The organism is Anaeromyxobacter diazotrophicus (assembly GCF_013340205.1).
GTDB classification, from domain to species: domain Bacteria; phylum Myxococcota; class Myxococcia; order Myxococcales; family Anaeromyxobacteraceae; genus Anaeromyxobacter_A; species Anaeromyxobacter_A diazotrophicus.
Genome location: NZ_BJTG01000004.1, coordinates 354,662 through 367,120 on the forward strand (window position 1 = coordinate 354,662; position 12,459 = coordinate 367,120).

Sequence of the window (12,459 nt, forward strand, 5' to 3'; positions counted from 1 at the left end):
TCGCTCGCAAGCCCGCGAAACTACAGCCCGTCGTGTGTGACCATACGGTGCGACACAATATGTTGTGGTGCATGGCTTGACGCTCCCGAACGGCCTGCGTAAGGTTGCCGTACTCAGGTCGGTGTGGTTGCGGAGCGGCGCCTCGGACGAGCGGGGCGCGGGTGGGCGGGTCGGGCGGGAAGGGGCGAGCGATGCGGGGCGCGGGGTCGGTCAGGGCGCAACCAGCCGAGATCACGGCAGACGGGGAAGGGCCTCGGCAGGTGGAGTCACGCCTGTCAGCCCTGCGTGGCAAGGTCGTGTCCACGGGCGACGAGCGCGTGCGGAGGAATCCCGGGGGCGCGCTGCCCCCGGGCACGAGTTCCTGAGCTTTCCGAGAGCTTTCGAGCAGCGATTCTCCGGCCTCTTCGCGAGGGCCGGCCGGGGACTTTTTTGGCCGAGGGGCGCCCAGAGGGCGCTCGCAGTTCATCCAAGCGGTGGGGCCGGGCAGACGTCCCGGCCGGAGGAAGAGCGAGATGATGGAGCGCGAGGTCGTCGGGCAGCGGCGGAACGGGAAGCGGCGCACCGCGAAGAAGGGCGTGGCCGTGCCGCGCTACTTCTCCACGCCCGGGGTGGATCCGGCCGAGGAGCTGGCGTGGGAGCTCCGGACCGCCGCCATCAGCGGCGAGGGCGGCCACGTCATCTTCGAGCAGAAGGACGTCGAGGTGCCGAAGAGCTGGTCGGCGCTCGCCACCCAGGTGGTGGCCTCGAAGTACTTCCGCGGCGCGCTGGGCTCGCCCGAGCGGGAGCGCTCGGTCCGGCAGCTGGTCGGCCGGGTCGTCAGCACCATCGGCCGCTGGGGCCGCCAGGACGGCTACTTCGCCTCCGAGGAGGACGCGGTCTCCTTCGAGGCCGAGCTGGGCCACCTCCTCTACCGGCAGAAGATGTCGTTCAACTCCCCGGTGTGGTTCAACGTCGGGGTGGAGGAGCACCCGCAGTGCAGCGCGTGCTTCATCAACGCCGTGTCCGACTCGATGGACTCGATCCTGAAGCTCGCCCACACCGAGGGCATGCTCTTCAAGTACGGGTCCGGCACCGGCTCGAACCTCTCCAAGATCCGCTCGGGCAAGGAGAAGCTCTCCGGCGGCGGCGAGGCCTCCGGCCCGGTCAGCTTCATGCGCGGGTTCGACGCCTTCGCCGGCGTCATCAAGTCGGGCGGGAAGACCCGGCGCGCGGCCAAGATGGTCATCCTGGACGCCGACCACCCGGACATCGAGGAGTTCGTCGAGTCGAAGGCGAGCGAGGAGCGGAAGGCCTGGGCGCTCATCGAGGCGGGCTACGACGGCGGCTTCAACGTGCGCGGCGGCGCCTACGACTCCGTCTTCTTCCAGAACGCCAACCACTCGGTGCGCGTCACCGACGCCTTCATGCGCGCGGTCCAGGCGGACGGCGCCTGGGCGCTCACCGCCCGCGTCGACGGCGGCGTGGTGGAGACCATCCAGGCGCGCCAGCTCATGAAGAAGATCACCGAGGCGGCCTGGCTCTGCGGCGACCCCGGCATCCAGTTCGACACCACCGTCAACGCCTGGCACACCTGCCCCAACACTGACCGCATCAACGCCTCGAACCCGTGCTCGGAGTACATGTTCCTCGATGACTCCGCGTGCAACCTGGCCTCGCTCAACCTGATGCACTTCAGGTCGATCGACGGCGGGTTCGACGCCGAGGGCTTCAAGCGCGCGGTCGACCTCACCATCCTGGCGCAGGAGATCCTGGTCTCGAACGCGCGCTACCCCACCGAGGGCATCGGCAAGAACAGCGAGGCGTACCGGCCGCTCGGCCTCGGCTACGCCAACCTGGGCGCGCTGCTCATGGCGAGCGGCCTCCCGTACGACTCCGACGCCGGCCGCGCCACCGCCGCCGCCATCACCGCGCTCATGACCGGCGAGGCCTACGCCATGAGCGCCCGCATCGCCGGCCACAAGGGGCCGTTCGCGGGCTTCGCCCAGAACCGCGAGCCGTGCCTGGCCGTCCTCGCCAAGCACGCCGCGGCGGTCGAGCGCATCGACGCGCGGCTCGCCCCGGCGGATCTGGTCGAGGCCGCCCGCGGCGCCTGGGCCGACGCGCGCCGGCTGGGCGCCGAGCACGGTGTGCGCAACGCCCAGGTGACGGTGCTCGCCCCCACCGGCACCATCGGCTTCATGATGGACTGCGACACGACCGGCATCGAGCCCGACATCGCGCTCGTGAAGTACAAGAAGCTGGTCGGCGGCGGCGTGCTCAAGATCGTGAACAACACGGTCCCGCTCGCGCTGCAGAAGCTCGGCTACGCCCCCGAGACCATCCACTCCATCCTCGCCTTCATCGACGAGGCCGAGACGATCGAGGGCGCCACCGGGCTCCGGGCCGAGCACCTGCCGGTGTTCGACTGCGCCTTCAAGCCCTCCCACGGCTCGCGGACCATCCACTACATGGGCCACATCCGGATGATGGGCGCGGTGCAGCCCTTCCTCTCCGGCGCCATCTCGAAGACGGTCAACATGCCCACCTCCGCCACCCCGGCGGACATCGAGCAGGCCTACGTCGAGTCGTGGCGGCTCGGGCTCAAGGCGGTCGCCATCTACCGCGACGGCTGCAAGCGCAGCCAGCCGCTCAACACCGCCAAGGACAAGAAGCAGGAGGAGGCGGTGGCGGCCCCGGTGGAGCGCCTCGCCCGCCGGCGGCTGCCCGACGAGCGCCGCGCCGTGACGCACAAGTTCTCCATCGGCGGCCACGAGGGCTACATGACCGTCGGCATGTACGACGACGGCGCGCCGGGCGAGCTCTTCGTCACCATGGCCAAGGAGGGCTCGGTGGTCTCGGGCCTCATGGACGGGTTCGCCACCTCCATCTCGATGGCGCTGCAGTACGGGGTGCCGCTGCAGGTGCTGTGCGACAAGTTCAGCCACATGCGGTTCGAGCCGTCGGGCTTCACCGGGAACCCGGACATCCCGATCGCGAAGTCCATCACCGACTACATCTTCCGGTGGCTGTCCCTGAAGTTCCTGCCGAGCGAGGACGCCCAGCAGGTCGAGGAGGCGAAGAAGGACCTCGCGCCCGGGGCGGCGCCCCAGGCGCCCCGGCTCGCGGCCGGCGCCTCGGTGGTGGCCTTGCCGCCGGTGGCCCGGCCGCCAGCTCCTGGCGAGAGCACGATGGTGCTCCAGCAGGACGCGCCGCCGTGCCCGACCTGCGGCAGCATCACCGTCCGCAACGGCGCCTGCTACAAGTGCATGAACTGCGGCACCACCACGGGCTGCAGCTAGCGCCGGGCTCCCCCCGGCGGCGGGGGACGAGCCCCCGCCCTACAGCTTCCCACCTGGCCGGCGGCGCTCGGACCCTCCTCCGCGCGCGCGCCGGCCGGGCGTGTTAAAAGCCCCTCCTCCGATGCCCGCCGAGAACCAGCACATCCGCAACTTCTCCATCATCGCGCACATCGATCACGGCAAGTCCACGCTCGCCGATCGGCTGCTGGAGAAGACCGGGACCGTCACCGCCCGCGAGGCGCAGGCGCAGTTCCTCGACAACATGGAGCTGGAGCGCGAGCGGGGCATCACCATCAAGGCCCAGACCATCCGGATGGCCTACCGGGCCCTGGACGGCAAGGACTACGAGCTCAACCTCATCGACACCCCCGGGCACGTCGACTTCGCCTACGAGGTCTCGCGCTCGCTGGCCGCGTGCGAGGGGGCGGTGCTGGTGGTCGACGCCAGCCAGGGCGTCGAGGCGCAGACGCTCGCCAACGTCTACCAGGCGCTCGACCACGACCTCGAGATCATCCCGGTCATCAACAAGATCGACCTCCCCAGCGCCGACGTCGAGGGCGTCCGGCGCGAGATCGAGGAGGTGATCGGCCTCGACGCGAAGGAGGCGGTGCCCACCTCGGCCAAGGAGGGCGTCGGGATCCAGGAGATCCTGGAGCAGATCGTGAAGAAGGTGCCGCCGCCGGACGGCGACCCGGCGGCCCCGCTCAAGGCCATCATCTTTGACTCGTGGTACGACTCGTACCGCGGCGTGGTCATGCTGGTGCGCGTGTTCGAGGGCACCCTCGCGCCGAAGCAGAAGATCCAGCTCTGGTCCAACAAGCGCGAGTTCGAGGTCCAGGAGCTGGGCGTCTTCGCCCCCTTCTCGCGCCCGGTGGCGCGCCTCATCGCCGGCGAGGTGGGCGTCGTCGTCGCGAACGTGAAGGACGTCCACGACGCCAAGGTGGGCGACACCATCACCGAGGTGGGCAAGCCCACCGCCGAGCCGTTCCCCGGCTTCAAGGTGATGAAGCCGATGGTCTTCTCGGGCGTCTTCCCCATCGACGCCGCCGACTACGACAACCTCCGGGACGCGCTCACGAAGCTGCGCCTCAACGACTCGGCCTTCACCTTCGAGCCGGAGACCTCCCAGGCGCTCGGGTTCGGCTTCCGCTGCGGGTACCTCGGCCTCCTCCACATGGAGATCGTCCAGGAGCGGCTCGAGCGCGAGTACGAGCTCGCCCTCATCACCACCGCCCCCTCGGTCGTCTACCGGGTCACCGACACGCAGGGCGAGGTGACCGAGATCGACAGCCCGGCCAAGCTGCCGCCGGTGCAGAAGATCGCGAAGCTCGAGGAGCCCATCCTCACCTGCCACATCCACGGCCGCACCGACGACGTGGGCGCCATCCTGAAGCTCTGCCAGGACCGGCGCGGCGTGCAGAAGGACCTGCGCTACATCGCGGCCACCCGCGTCCAGATCACCTACGACATCCCGCTCGCCGAGGTGGTGTTCGACTTCTTCGACAAGCTGAAGAGCGTCTCGCGCGGCTACGCCAGCCTCGACTACGAGCTCAAGGGCTACGAGGAGGCGGACCTCGTCAAGCTCGACTTCCTCCTCAACGGCGAGCCGGTCGACGCGCTCAGCGTCATCGTGCACCGGGAGAACTCCTACCAGCGCGGCCGCGAGCTGTGCGGCCGGCTCAAGGAGGTCATCCCGAAGCAGATGTACGAGGTGGCCATCCAGGCGGCCATCGGCGCCAAGATCATCGCCCGCGAGACGGTGAAGGCCTACCGGAAGAACGTCATCGCGAAGTGCTACGGGGGCGACATCAGCAGAAAGCGCAAGCTGCTCGAGAAGCAGAAGGAGGGCAAGAAGCGCATGAAGCAGGTGGGCTCGGTCGAGATCCCGCAGGAGGCCTTCCTGGCCGTGCTGAAGGTGGAGGATTGAGCCGCTCCGCGCCGGCGCCCGCGGCGGGGCCGGCCGTCGAGCGCGGCGAGGCGGAGCGCTTCGCCGTGGCCACCCGGCGCTTCCTGGAGCGGCGCGGCAAGCGGGTGCCGGAGCGCGCGCGGGCCGACGCGCTCGCCGCCGCCGACGCGCTGGAGGCCGCGGCCGCCTCCGGCGACCCCGAGCTGCTGGCCGAGGCGAGCGCCCGGCTCGACCTCGTCTGGCGCGACCAGCTCTCCCTGGCGGCGCGGAAGGGCGCGGTGCGCGAGCTCTTCGAGTCGGCGCTGCTGGCGCTGGTGGTGGCGCTCTGCGCCCGGACCTTCGTGGTGGAGGCGTTCAAGATCCCCTCCTCCTCGATGGTGCCGACGGTGGAGGTGGGCGACCACCTCCTCGTCTCGAAGCTCGCCTACGGGCTGCGCCTCCCGTTCGTGAACCGCTTCCTCCTCCGCTGGAGCGAGCCGCGGCGCGGCGACGTGGTGGTGTTCGCGAACCCGCGCGAGCCGGGCAAGGACTACATCAAGCGGGTGATCGGGCTCCCCGGCGACGTGGTGGAGCTGCGCGACCAGGTGGTCTACGTGAACGGCGTGCCGCAGCCGCGCGTCCCCGTCGCCGACCTCACCTACGACGAGCAGGCCGAAGGGGGCGGGCGGTGGTGGACCGAGACCTGCCCCGCCTGGAAGGAGACGCTCGCCCGCGGCCGCGTCGATTCGCCGCGCAGCGCGGTGGCGCAGGCGCTCGCCGACGCCTACGCGGGCGCCGCCCGGAGCGGCGAGGTGACGCACGTCGTGGCGCAGTGCCGCCCCGCCCGGCTGGGGGAGCGGGAGGGCCCGTTCGAGCGGGTGGCCCCCGGGCACGTCTTCGTGCTGGGCGACAACCGCGACCGGTCCGCCGACAGCCGCGCGGGCGGGGGCTGGCAGGTGCCGCTCGCGAACGTCAAGGGCCGCGCGACGGTCATCTTCTGGAGCTGGGGACGCTCGGGCTGGGCGCCCCGGGGCGGCCCCGCCGGCCTGCGGGTCGAGCGGCTTTTCAAACGGATCGAGTAGCGCTAGAAACGCCTGATCCCCATGGCCGGCCAAGGAAGGTTTGCGTCATGAACGCCGACGGCATCGAGCGCGCGCTGGCGCGCATGGCGCGCGAGGTGGTGGACCGCGCGCGGGAGCGGGGCGGTGAGCTGGCCGTGGTGGGCATCCGCCGCGGCGGCGTCCACCTCGCGAAGCGGCTCCGCAAGCACGTGGCCGCCGTCACCGGGGCCGAGCCGCCCATGGGCACGCTCGACATCGCGCTCTACCGCGACGACCTGTCGGAGCTGGCGGTGGCGCCGGTGGTCGGCCCGACCGACATCCGCTTCCCGGTCACCGGCAAGACCATCGTGCTCGTGGACGACGTCCTCTACACCGGCCGCACGGTGCGGGCGGCGCTCGACGAGCTCACCGACTTCGGCCGGCCACGGCGCGTGCTGCTGGCGGTGCTGGTCGACCGGGGCGGCCGCGAGCTCCCCATCGCCGCCGACGTGGTGGGGGTGCAGCTGGAGGTGCCGGACCGCGAGCAGGTCGAGGTGCGGCTCGTGGAGGGTGGGGCGCAACAGGACGAGGTGCTGGTCAAGCCGAGGGGGCACGCGTGATCGGGAAGCACCGCCATCTCACCGGGCTCGAGCCGCTCACCCGGGAGGAGATCCTGTCCGTGCTGGAGCTCGCTACCTCCATGAAGGAGGTGCTGCGCCGGCCGCTCAAGAAGGTCCCGACGCTGCGCGGGAAGGCGGTGGTGAACCTCTTCTTCGAGGCCTCCACCCGCACCCGCACCTCGTTCGAGACCGCCGCCAAGATCCTCTCGGCGGACGCGATCAACTGGACCTCGTCGAGCTCGTCGGTCACGAAGGGCGAGACGCTCGTCGACACCGCCCTCAACATCGAGGCGATGCACCCGGACATCCTGGTCATCCGGCACCCCGCCGGCGGCGCGCCCGAGCTGGTGGCCCAGCACGTCTCCTGCGCGGTGGTCTCGGCCGGCGACGGGGCGCACGAGCACCCGACCCAGGGGCTGCTCGACCTCTACACGCTCTCCGAGCACTTCTGCGCCGCCGGCGGCGCGCCCGCCGGCGCGGCCCCGGACTTCGGGGTGCTGGCGGGCAAGACCATCGCCATCGTGGGCGACGTCTCGCACTCGCGGGTGGCGCGCTCCGACCTGCACGGCCTCACCAAGCTCGGCGCGAAGGTCCGCGTCTGCGGCCCGCCCACCATGATCCCCCAGGGCATCGAGGCCATGGGGGCCGAGGTGCACCACCAGCTCCGGCCGGCGGTCGAGGGGGCGGACGCGGTGGTCATGCTGCGCATCCAGCACGAGCGCATCGGCGACCCGCTCATCCCCGGCACCCGCGAGTACTCCAAGTTCTGGGGCCTCAACGAGCGGAAGGCGGCGGAGTGGCTCACGCCCTCCTGCGCCATCCTCCACCCCGGCCCCATCAACCGCGGCGTCGAGCTCGCCCCCGAGGTGGCCGACGGCGCGCGCTCGGTCATCCTCGACCAGGTGGAGAACGGCGTGGCGGTGCGGATGGCGGTCCTGTACCTCCTCGCCGGCGGCGCGCACGAGGCGGCGGAAGGAGGCGCGCGCGCATGACGGACACGGTCTTCATCGAGGGCGGCCGCGTCATCGACCCGGCGAGCGGCGTCGACGGCGTCCGCACGGTGGTGGTCCGCGACGGCAAGGTGGCCGAGGTGGCGGAGCGGCTGGAGCGCCCGCGCGACGTGCGCGCGGTGGACGCCCGCGGCCGCTGGGTCACGCCCGGCTTCCTCGATCTCCACGTGCACCTGCGCGAACCGGGGCAGGAGTACAAGGAGACGGTCGCGACCGGCGCCCGGGCGGCGGCGGCCGGCGGCTTCACCGCCGTCTGCGCCATGCCGAACACCGTCCCGCCCAACGACAACACCAGCGTCACCGAGCTCATCCTGGCCCGGGCGCGGGCGGCCGGGCTGGCGCGCGTGTACCCGGTCGGCTGCATCTCCAAGGGCATGAAGGGCGAGGAGCTGGCCGAGTACGGCGAGCTCCAGGCGGCCGGCTGTGTGGCGCTCTCCGACGACGGCCGGCCGGTCGCGTCGTCGGCGCTCATGCGGCGCGCGCTCGAGTACGCCCGCGCCTTCGACCTGCCGCTCACCGTCCACGAGGAGGACCTCGCCCTGGTGGGCAAGGGCGTCATGCACGAGGGCCCGGCCGCGACCCGGCTCGGCCTGAAGGGCATCCCGGCCGCCTCCGAGGAGGTCATGGTCGCCCGCGACCTGGCGCTGCTCGAGCTCACCGGCGGGCGCCTCCACATCGCGCACCTCTCCACCGCCGGCAGCGTGCGCGCGGTGCGCGAGGCGAAGCGGCGCGGGCTCTCGGTGACGGCCGAGGTGACGCCGCACCACCTCGCGCTCACCGACGAGGACGTCGCGCGCTCGCGCTACGCCACCGCCTTCAAGATGGCGCCGCCGCTCCGCTCGGCCGCCGACCGCGCCGCCGTGCGCGAGGCGCTGGCGGACGGCACCATCGACTGCATCGCCACCGACCACGCGCCGCACTCGCCGGTCGAGAAGGACCTCGAGTTCGACGCCGCCGCGAACGGCGTGGTGGGGCTCGAGACCGCCTTCCCGGTCGGCCTGGCGCTGGTCCGGGAGGGCGTCCTCTCCGAGCGCCGCCTGGTCGAGGCGCTCACGGCCGGTCCCGCGCGCGCCTTCCGCCTCCCCGGCGGCTCGCTCGCCCGCGGCGCCCCCGCCGATCTCGCCGTGCTCGACCCCGCGCGTGAATGGCGCTGCGAGCCGGCGCTGTTCCACTCGAAGAGCAAGAACTCGCCCTGGATGGGCGCGACGCTCGTCGGCCGCTGCACCCTCACGCTGGTGGGGGGGCGGATCGTCCACGAGCTCGCCGAAGGAGGCAGATGAAGCGCGCGATCCTGGCGCTCGCCGATGGCACCGTGTTCGAGGGCACCGCGTTCGGCGCCCCTGGCGAGGCCGTGGGCGAGGTGGTCTTCAACACCTCGATGACCGGGTACCAGGAGATCCTGACCGACCCGTCGTACGTCGGGCAGATGGTCTGCATGACCTACCCGGAGCAGGGGAACTACGGCGTCAACGCAGCCGACGCCGAGTCGGTGCATCCCCACGCCACCGGCTTCATCGTCCGCAACTGGTCGGAGCAGCCGAGCTCCTGGCGCGCCGACGAAGGCATCGACGCCTACCTCAAGCAGCACCGCATCCCGGGCATCTCCGGCCTCGACACCCGCCGGCTCGCGAAGCACCTGCGCACCGCCGGCGCGCAGATGGGCGTCCTCTCCTCGGACGGCACCAGCGCCGAGGCGCTGGTGGCGCGCGCGCGCGCCCTGCCGGGCATGGAGGGGCAGGACCTCGCCACCCGCATCTCCACGAAGGAGCCGTACGTGTGGAGCGAGGTGGGCGCCGACGCCTACCAGGACGCGGAGCGCGCGCCGGCCGTGAAGCCGCGCTTCCACGTGGTGGCGTACGACTGGGGGCTGAAGCGCGCCATGCTGCGGCTGCTGGCCGAGCAGGGGTGCAAGGTCACCGTCGTCCCGAGCCTCACCCCGGGCGACGAGGTCCTGAAGCTCCGCCCGGACGGCGTCTTCCTGACCAACGGCCCGGGCGATCCGGACGCGGTGAAGGGTGCCCGCGAGAGCGTGGCGGCGCTGCTCGGCAAGGTGCCGGTCTTCGGCATCTGCCTCGGCCACCAGATCCTGGCGCTGGCGCTCGGCGGCAAGACCTACAAGCTCAAGTTCGGCCACCGCGGCGCGAACCAGCCGGTGAAGGATCTCGCCACCGGCAAGGTGGACATCACCTGCCAGAACCACGGCTTCGCCGTCGACGACCGGAGCCTGGGGAAGCGCGCCCGCGTCACGCACGTGAACCTGAACGACGGCACGGTGGAGGGGCTCGAGGTCCTCGACGCCCCCGCCTTCAGCGTCCAGTATCACCCGGAGTCCTCGCCCGGGCCGCACGACGCGCGGCAGCTGTTCGGGCGGTTCGCCACCATGATGGAGCAGCGCCGATGAGCAGCCTGTCGGAGCTCCAGGAAAAGCTCCTCTCCTGGGCCACCAGCGACACGCGCAAGGAGGAGCTGCTCGCCGCGCGGCGCGACTGGTTCGACCGCCACGGCGAGCCGCACGAGGAGGACAAGAGCTTCGAGACCCGCATGAACGGGATGCTCGACTACTACCTCTACGACTTCCGGCCGACCGGCTCGAACGAGACCACCGTCGAGCTCTTCATGCGGGAGGTCGGGCCGCAGCTCACCACCGACGACCTCGCCATCTACCGGGTGCTGGCGAAGAGCGTCCACGGGCTCTTCGAGGTGAAGAAGATCAAGAAGGGCGAGGTGCGGCTGCGAGACGTCTTCACCGACGTGGTGTACGACGTCACCGAGCGGCGGCAGATGCTGGGCCTGGAGAAGGGCGACATCCTCGAGGCGCGGCTGCTCCCGCACGAGGGCCGGCTCTTCTTCTCCGGCGCCTTCCTGTATCACCCGCAGGAGGTGCGCAAGCTCATCCTCAACGAGGTGAAGCGGCAGAAGAAGGAGGCGGGGAAGGGCGGCCCGCCCATCGACGTGCCGGGCTTCGTGGCCAGCCTCTCCCGGATGGCGCTCAAGCTGGAGCGCTACCGCAACGTGAAGGTCGAGTCGCTCTACGACTTCCGCCCCGAGGCGCGGCCGCTCTCCACCCCGCCGCCGCGCTCCCGGGGCGAGGGGTAGAGCGCCGTGAGCGGCCCGCCCGGCGAGCTGCCGCCGCCGCTGCCGCCGCCCCCCGCCGGCGCGCCCGGGCCTACCCGGGCGCCGGGCGAGGACAAGATCCTGCTCGTCCTCTGCTACCTCGGGCTGCTCGCGCTGGTGCCTTACCTCGTCGCGCGGGAGGCGCCGCTGGTGCGCTTCCACGCGCGCCAGGGGCTGGCGCTCGGGCTGCTGGGCGTCGGCTGCGCCGGGCTCGCGCTCGTGCCGTACCTCGGGTTCATCGGCCACCTGGGGCTGGCGGGCGTGCTGGTCCTTTCCATCGTCGGCATCGTGAAGGCGCTCGACGGCGTGAGCTGGCGCGCCCCGGTGGCGGCGGACGTGGCGGACCGGCTGCAGCTCTGAACCGGACGTCCCCGTCCGCCTCGGCCGGGCGCCTCAAAAAGCCAGCTTGGGACCGGCGCCCGCCTCGGCGGCGGAGGGCGGGTCGCGGCGCCGCTGCCGGGCCAGGTCCTCGCGGGTCAGGCCCGCCTCGGCGAGGACCTGCCGGCTCGCGAAGATGGGGGCCCGCGCCGCGACCGCCAGCGCGATCGAGTCGGAGGGGCGCGCCTCGAGCTCGAGCCGGCGGTCGCCCTGCTGCAGCACGACGCGGCCCCGGAACAGCGCCGCCTGCTCGCCCTCGATGGCGACGCGCGCGACGCGCCCGCCCAGCGCCGCGATGGCGTGCTCCAGCAGGTCGGCGCTGCCTGGACGGCCGGGGGGCCCTCGCCTGAGCCGCCGGTCGAGGGCCGCGCCCTCGGTCTGGCCCACGAAGATGGGCAGCATCGTCCCGGAGGGCTTCGCGCGCAGGACGAGCAGGCTGCCCGACTCCGCCTCGAGCGGGAGCACGCCCGCGACCTCCACCTCGACCAGCTCCGCGCGCCCGCCGGGAGGCGCGGCCCCGAGCGAGGTCGCCCCGGCGAGCAGCGACGCGAGGAGCGTTCCGGACCAGGCCTGCATGGCGTCCCCCTCCGCCCGCGGGCGCCGGGCGGCTCGGGAGGAAGATGGGCACGCCGCGGGGCAGGCGCCGCGCCTACTCGTCGTCGACGTCGCGCTCCGGCTCGTCCTCCTCGAGCTCCTCGTCGTCGTCGCCCGCGCCCTCGTCGTCGTCCTCGCCCGCCTCGCCGGCCGCGCGCCCCGGGCGTTCGCGGTCGAAGGGCGGCGGCAGGTCGTCGCTCTCCACCTCGGCGATGAGCTGGAACTTGGGCCGGAGCCGGGCGACGTGCCCGAACAGCTCCTCGAGCGCGCCGGAGAGCGCCTCGGCGGTGGCGCGCGGCACGCGCGCGTCGCAGCCGGGGCACTGCAGCCGCGGCTCGTCGAGCAGCTCCGCCACGTCCAGCTCGAAGCTCGTGTCGCAGGCCTGGCAGGTGAGATCGAGGGTCATCGTGAGCGGCTCCTCGCGGGCACGGCGGGTGGAGGATGTGCGGCGCCGCGGCCGGCGTCAACGCGGGGGACGCAGCCTTTGCGCAGCGCGCGGCCTATTTCGCGGAGCGTGCGCCGCCGCACGGGCAGGCAGGC

General features: G+C 72.3%; 11 protein-coding genes. 9 read left to right on the plus strand and 2 right to left on the minus strand.

The window, feature by feature from the left end; genetic code table 11:
* Positions 1 to 512: 512 nt before the first annotated feature.
* The 9 genes from HWY08_RS10255 to HWY08_RS10295 all read left to right on the plus strand — a co-directional run bounded on the left by HWY08_RS10255 (position 513) and on the right by HWY08_RS10295 (position 11,307).
* Complete coding sequence (locus tag HWY08_RS10255; protein ID WP_176064763.1) at positions 513 to 3,278, plus strand: vitamin B12-dependent ribonucleotide reductase; 2,766 nt, start codon at positions 513 to 515, stop codon at positions 3,276 to 3,278.
* A gap of 121 nt (positions 3,279 to 3,399) precedes the next feature.
* Positions 3,400 to 5,205, plus strand: coding sequence for a translation elongation factor 4 (gene lepA / locus HWY08_RS10260; RefSeq protein ID WP_176064764.1), 1,806 nt, complete (start codon positions 3,400 to 3,402; stop codon positions 5,203 to 5,205).
* Positions 5,202 to 6,245, plus strand: a complete 1,044-nt coding sequence (gene lepB / locus HWY08_RS10265; protein ID WP_176064765.1) for a signal peptidase I — start codon at positions 5,202 to 5,204, stop codon at positions 6,243 to 6,245. Before lepA ends, lepB begins: the two co-directional genes overlap by 4 nt.
* Positions 6,182 to 6,823 carry a bifunctional pyr operon transcriptional regulator/uracil phosphoribosyltransferase PyrR gene (pyrR, locus tag HWY08_RS10270; protein WP_263858068.1) on the plus strand — a complete coding sequence of 214 codons (642 nt, stop codon included), beginning with the start codon at positions 6,182 to 6,184 and terminating at the stop codon, positions 6,821 to 6,823. The genes lepB and pyrR overlap by 64 nt, the downstream gene beginning before the upstream one ends.
* A complete protein-coding gene (locus HWY08_RS10275) occupies positions 6,820 to 7,815 on the plus strand; it encodes an aspartate carbamoyltransferase catalytic subunit (protein ID WP_176064767.1) in 996 nt (331 codons plus the stop codon). Before pyrR ends, HWY08_RS10275 begins: the two co-directional genes overlap by 4 nt.
* A complete protein-coding gene (locus tag HWY08_RS10280) occupies positions 7,812 to 9,113 on the plus strand; it encodes a dihydroorotase (RefSeq protein WP_176064768.1) in 1,302 nt (433 codons plus the stop codon). The genes HWY08_RS10275 and HWY08_RS10280 overlap by 4 nt, the downstream gene beginning before the upstream one ends.
* On the plus strand, positions 9,110 to 10,234 hold the full coding sequence (carA, locus tag HWY08_RS10285) for a glutamine-hydrolyzing carbamoyl-phosphate synthase small subunit (protein WP_176064769.1): 1,125 nt from the start codon (positions 9,110 to 9,112) through the stop codon (positions 10,232 to 10,234). The genes HWY08_RS10280 and carA overlap by 4 nt, the downstream gene beginning before the upstream one ends.
* Positions 10,231 to 10,929: a DUF7986 domain-containing protein gene (locus tag HWY08_RS10290; RefSeq protein ID WP_176064770.1), complete on the plus strand. Its 699-nt coding sequence runs from the start codon at positions 10,231 to 10,233 to the stop codon at positions 10,927 to 10,929. Before carA ends, HWY08_RS10290 begins: the two co-directional genes overlap by 4 nt.
* 6 nt (positions 10,930 to 10,935) lie before the next feature.
* Positions 10,936 to 11,307 (plus strand): magnetosome magnetite crystal formation protein family, encoded by a 372-nt coding sequence (locus tag HWY08_RS10295; protein ID WP_176064771.1) that lies wholly within the window; start codon positions 10,936 to 10,938, stop codon positions 11,305 to 11,307.
* A 33-nt stretch (positions 11,308 to 11,340) separates the two neighbouring features.
* On the opposite strand, the gene HWY08_RS10300 is transcribed toward HWY08_RS10295, so the two are convergent.
* A complete protein-coding gene (locus tag HWY08_RS10300; protein WP_176064772.1) occupies positions 11,341 to 11,901 on the minus strand; it encodes a bifunctional nuclease family protein in 561 nt (186 codons plus the stop codon).
* 73 nt (positions 11,902 to 11,974) lie between these two features.
* On the minus strand, positions 11,975 to 12,325 hold the full coding sequence (locus tag HWY08_RS10305) for a hypothetical protein (RefSeq protein WP_176064773.1): 351 nt from the start codon (positions 12,323 to 12,325) through the stop codon (positions 11,975 to 11,977).
* Positions 12,326 to 12,459: the final 134 nt, after the last annotated feature.

Bases quoted from the DNA above. Each gene is read 5' to 3' on its own strand.
- HWY08_RS10300 (WP_176064772.1), bottom strand. From the start codon at position 11,901: ATGCAGGCCTGGTCCGGAACGCTCCTCGCGTCGCTGCTCGCCGGGGCG.
- lepA (WP_176064764.1), top strand. From the start codon at position 3,400: ATGCCCGCCGAGAACCAGCACATCCGCAACTTCTCCATCATCGCGCAC.
- HWY08_RS10280 (WP_176064768.1), top strand. From the start codon at position 7,812: ATGACGGACACGGTCTTCATCGAGGGCGGCCGCGTCATCGACCCGGCG.
- HWY08_RS10305 (WP_176064773.1), bottom strand. From the start codon at position 12,325: ATGACCCTCGATCTCACCTGCCAGGCCTGCGACACGAGCTTCGAGCTG.
- HWY08_RS10290 (WP_176064770.1), top strand. From the start codon at position 10,231: ATGAGCAGCCTGTCGGAGCTCCAGGAAAAGCTCCTCTCCTGGGCCACC.
- HWY08_RS10255 (WP_176064763.1), top strand. From the start codon at position 513: ATGATGGAGCGCGAGGTCGTCGGGCAGCGGCGGAACGGGAAGCGGCGC.
- carA (WP_176064769.1), top strand. From the start codon at position 9,110: ATGAAGCGCGCGATCCTGGCGCTCGCCGATGGCACCGTGTTCGAGGGC.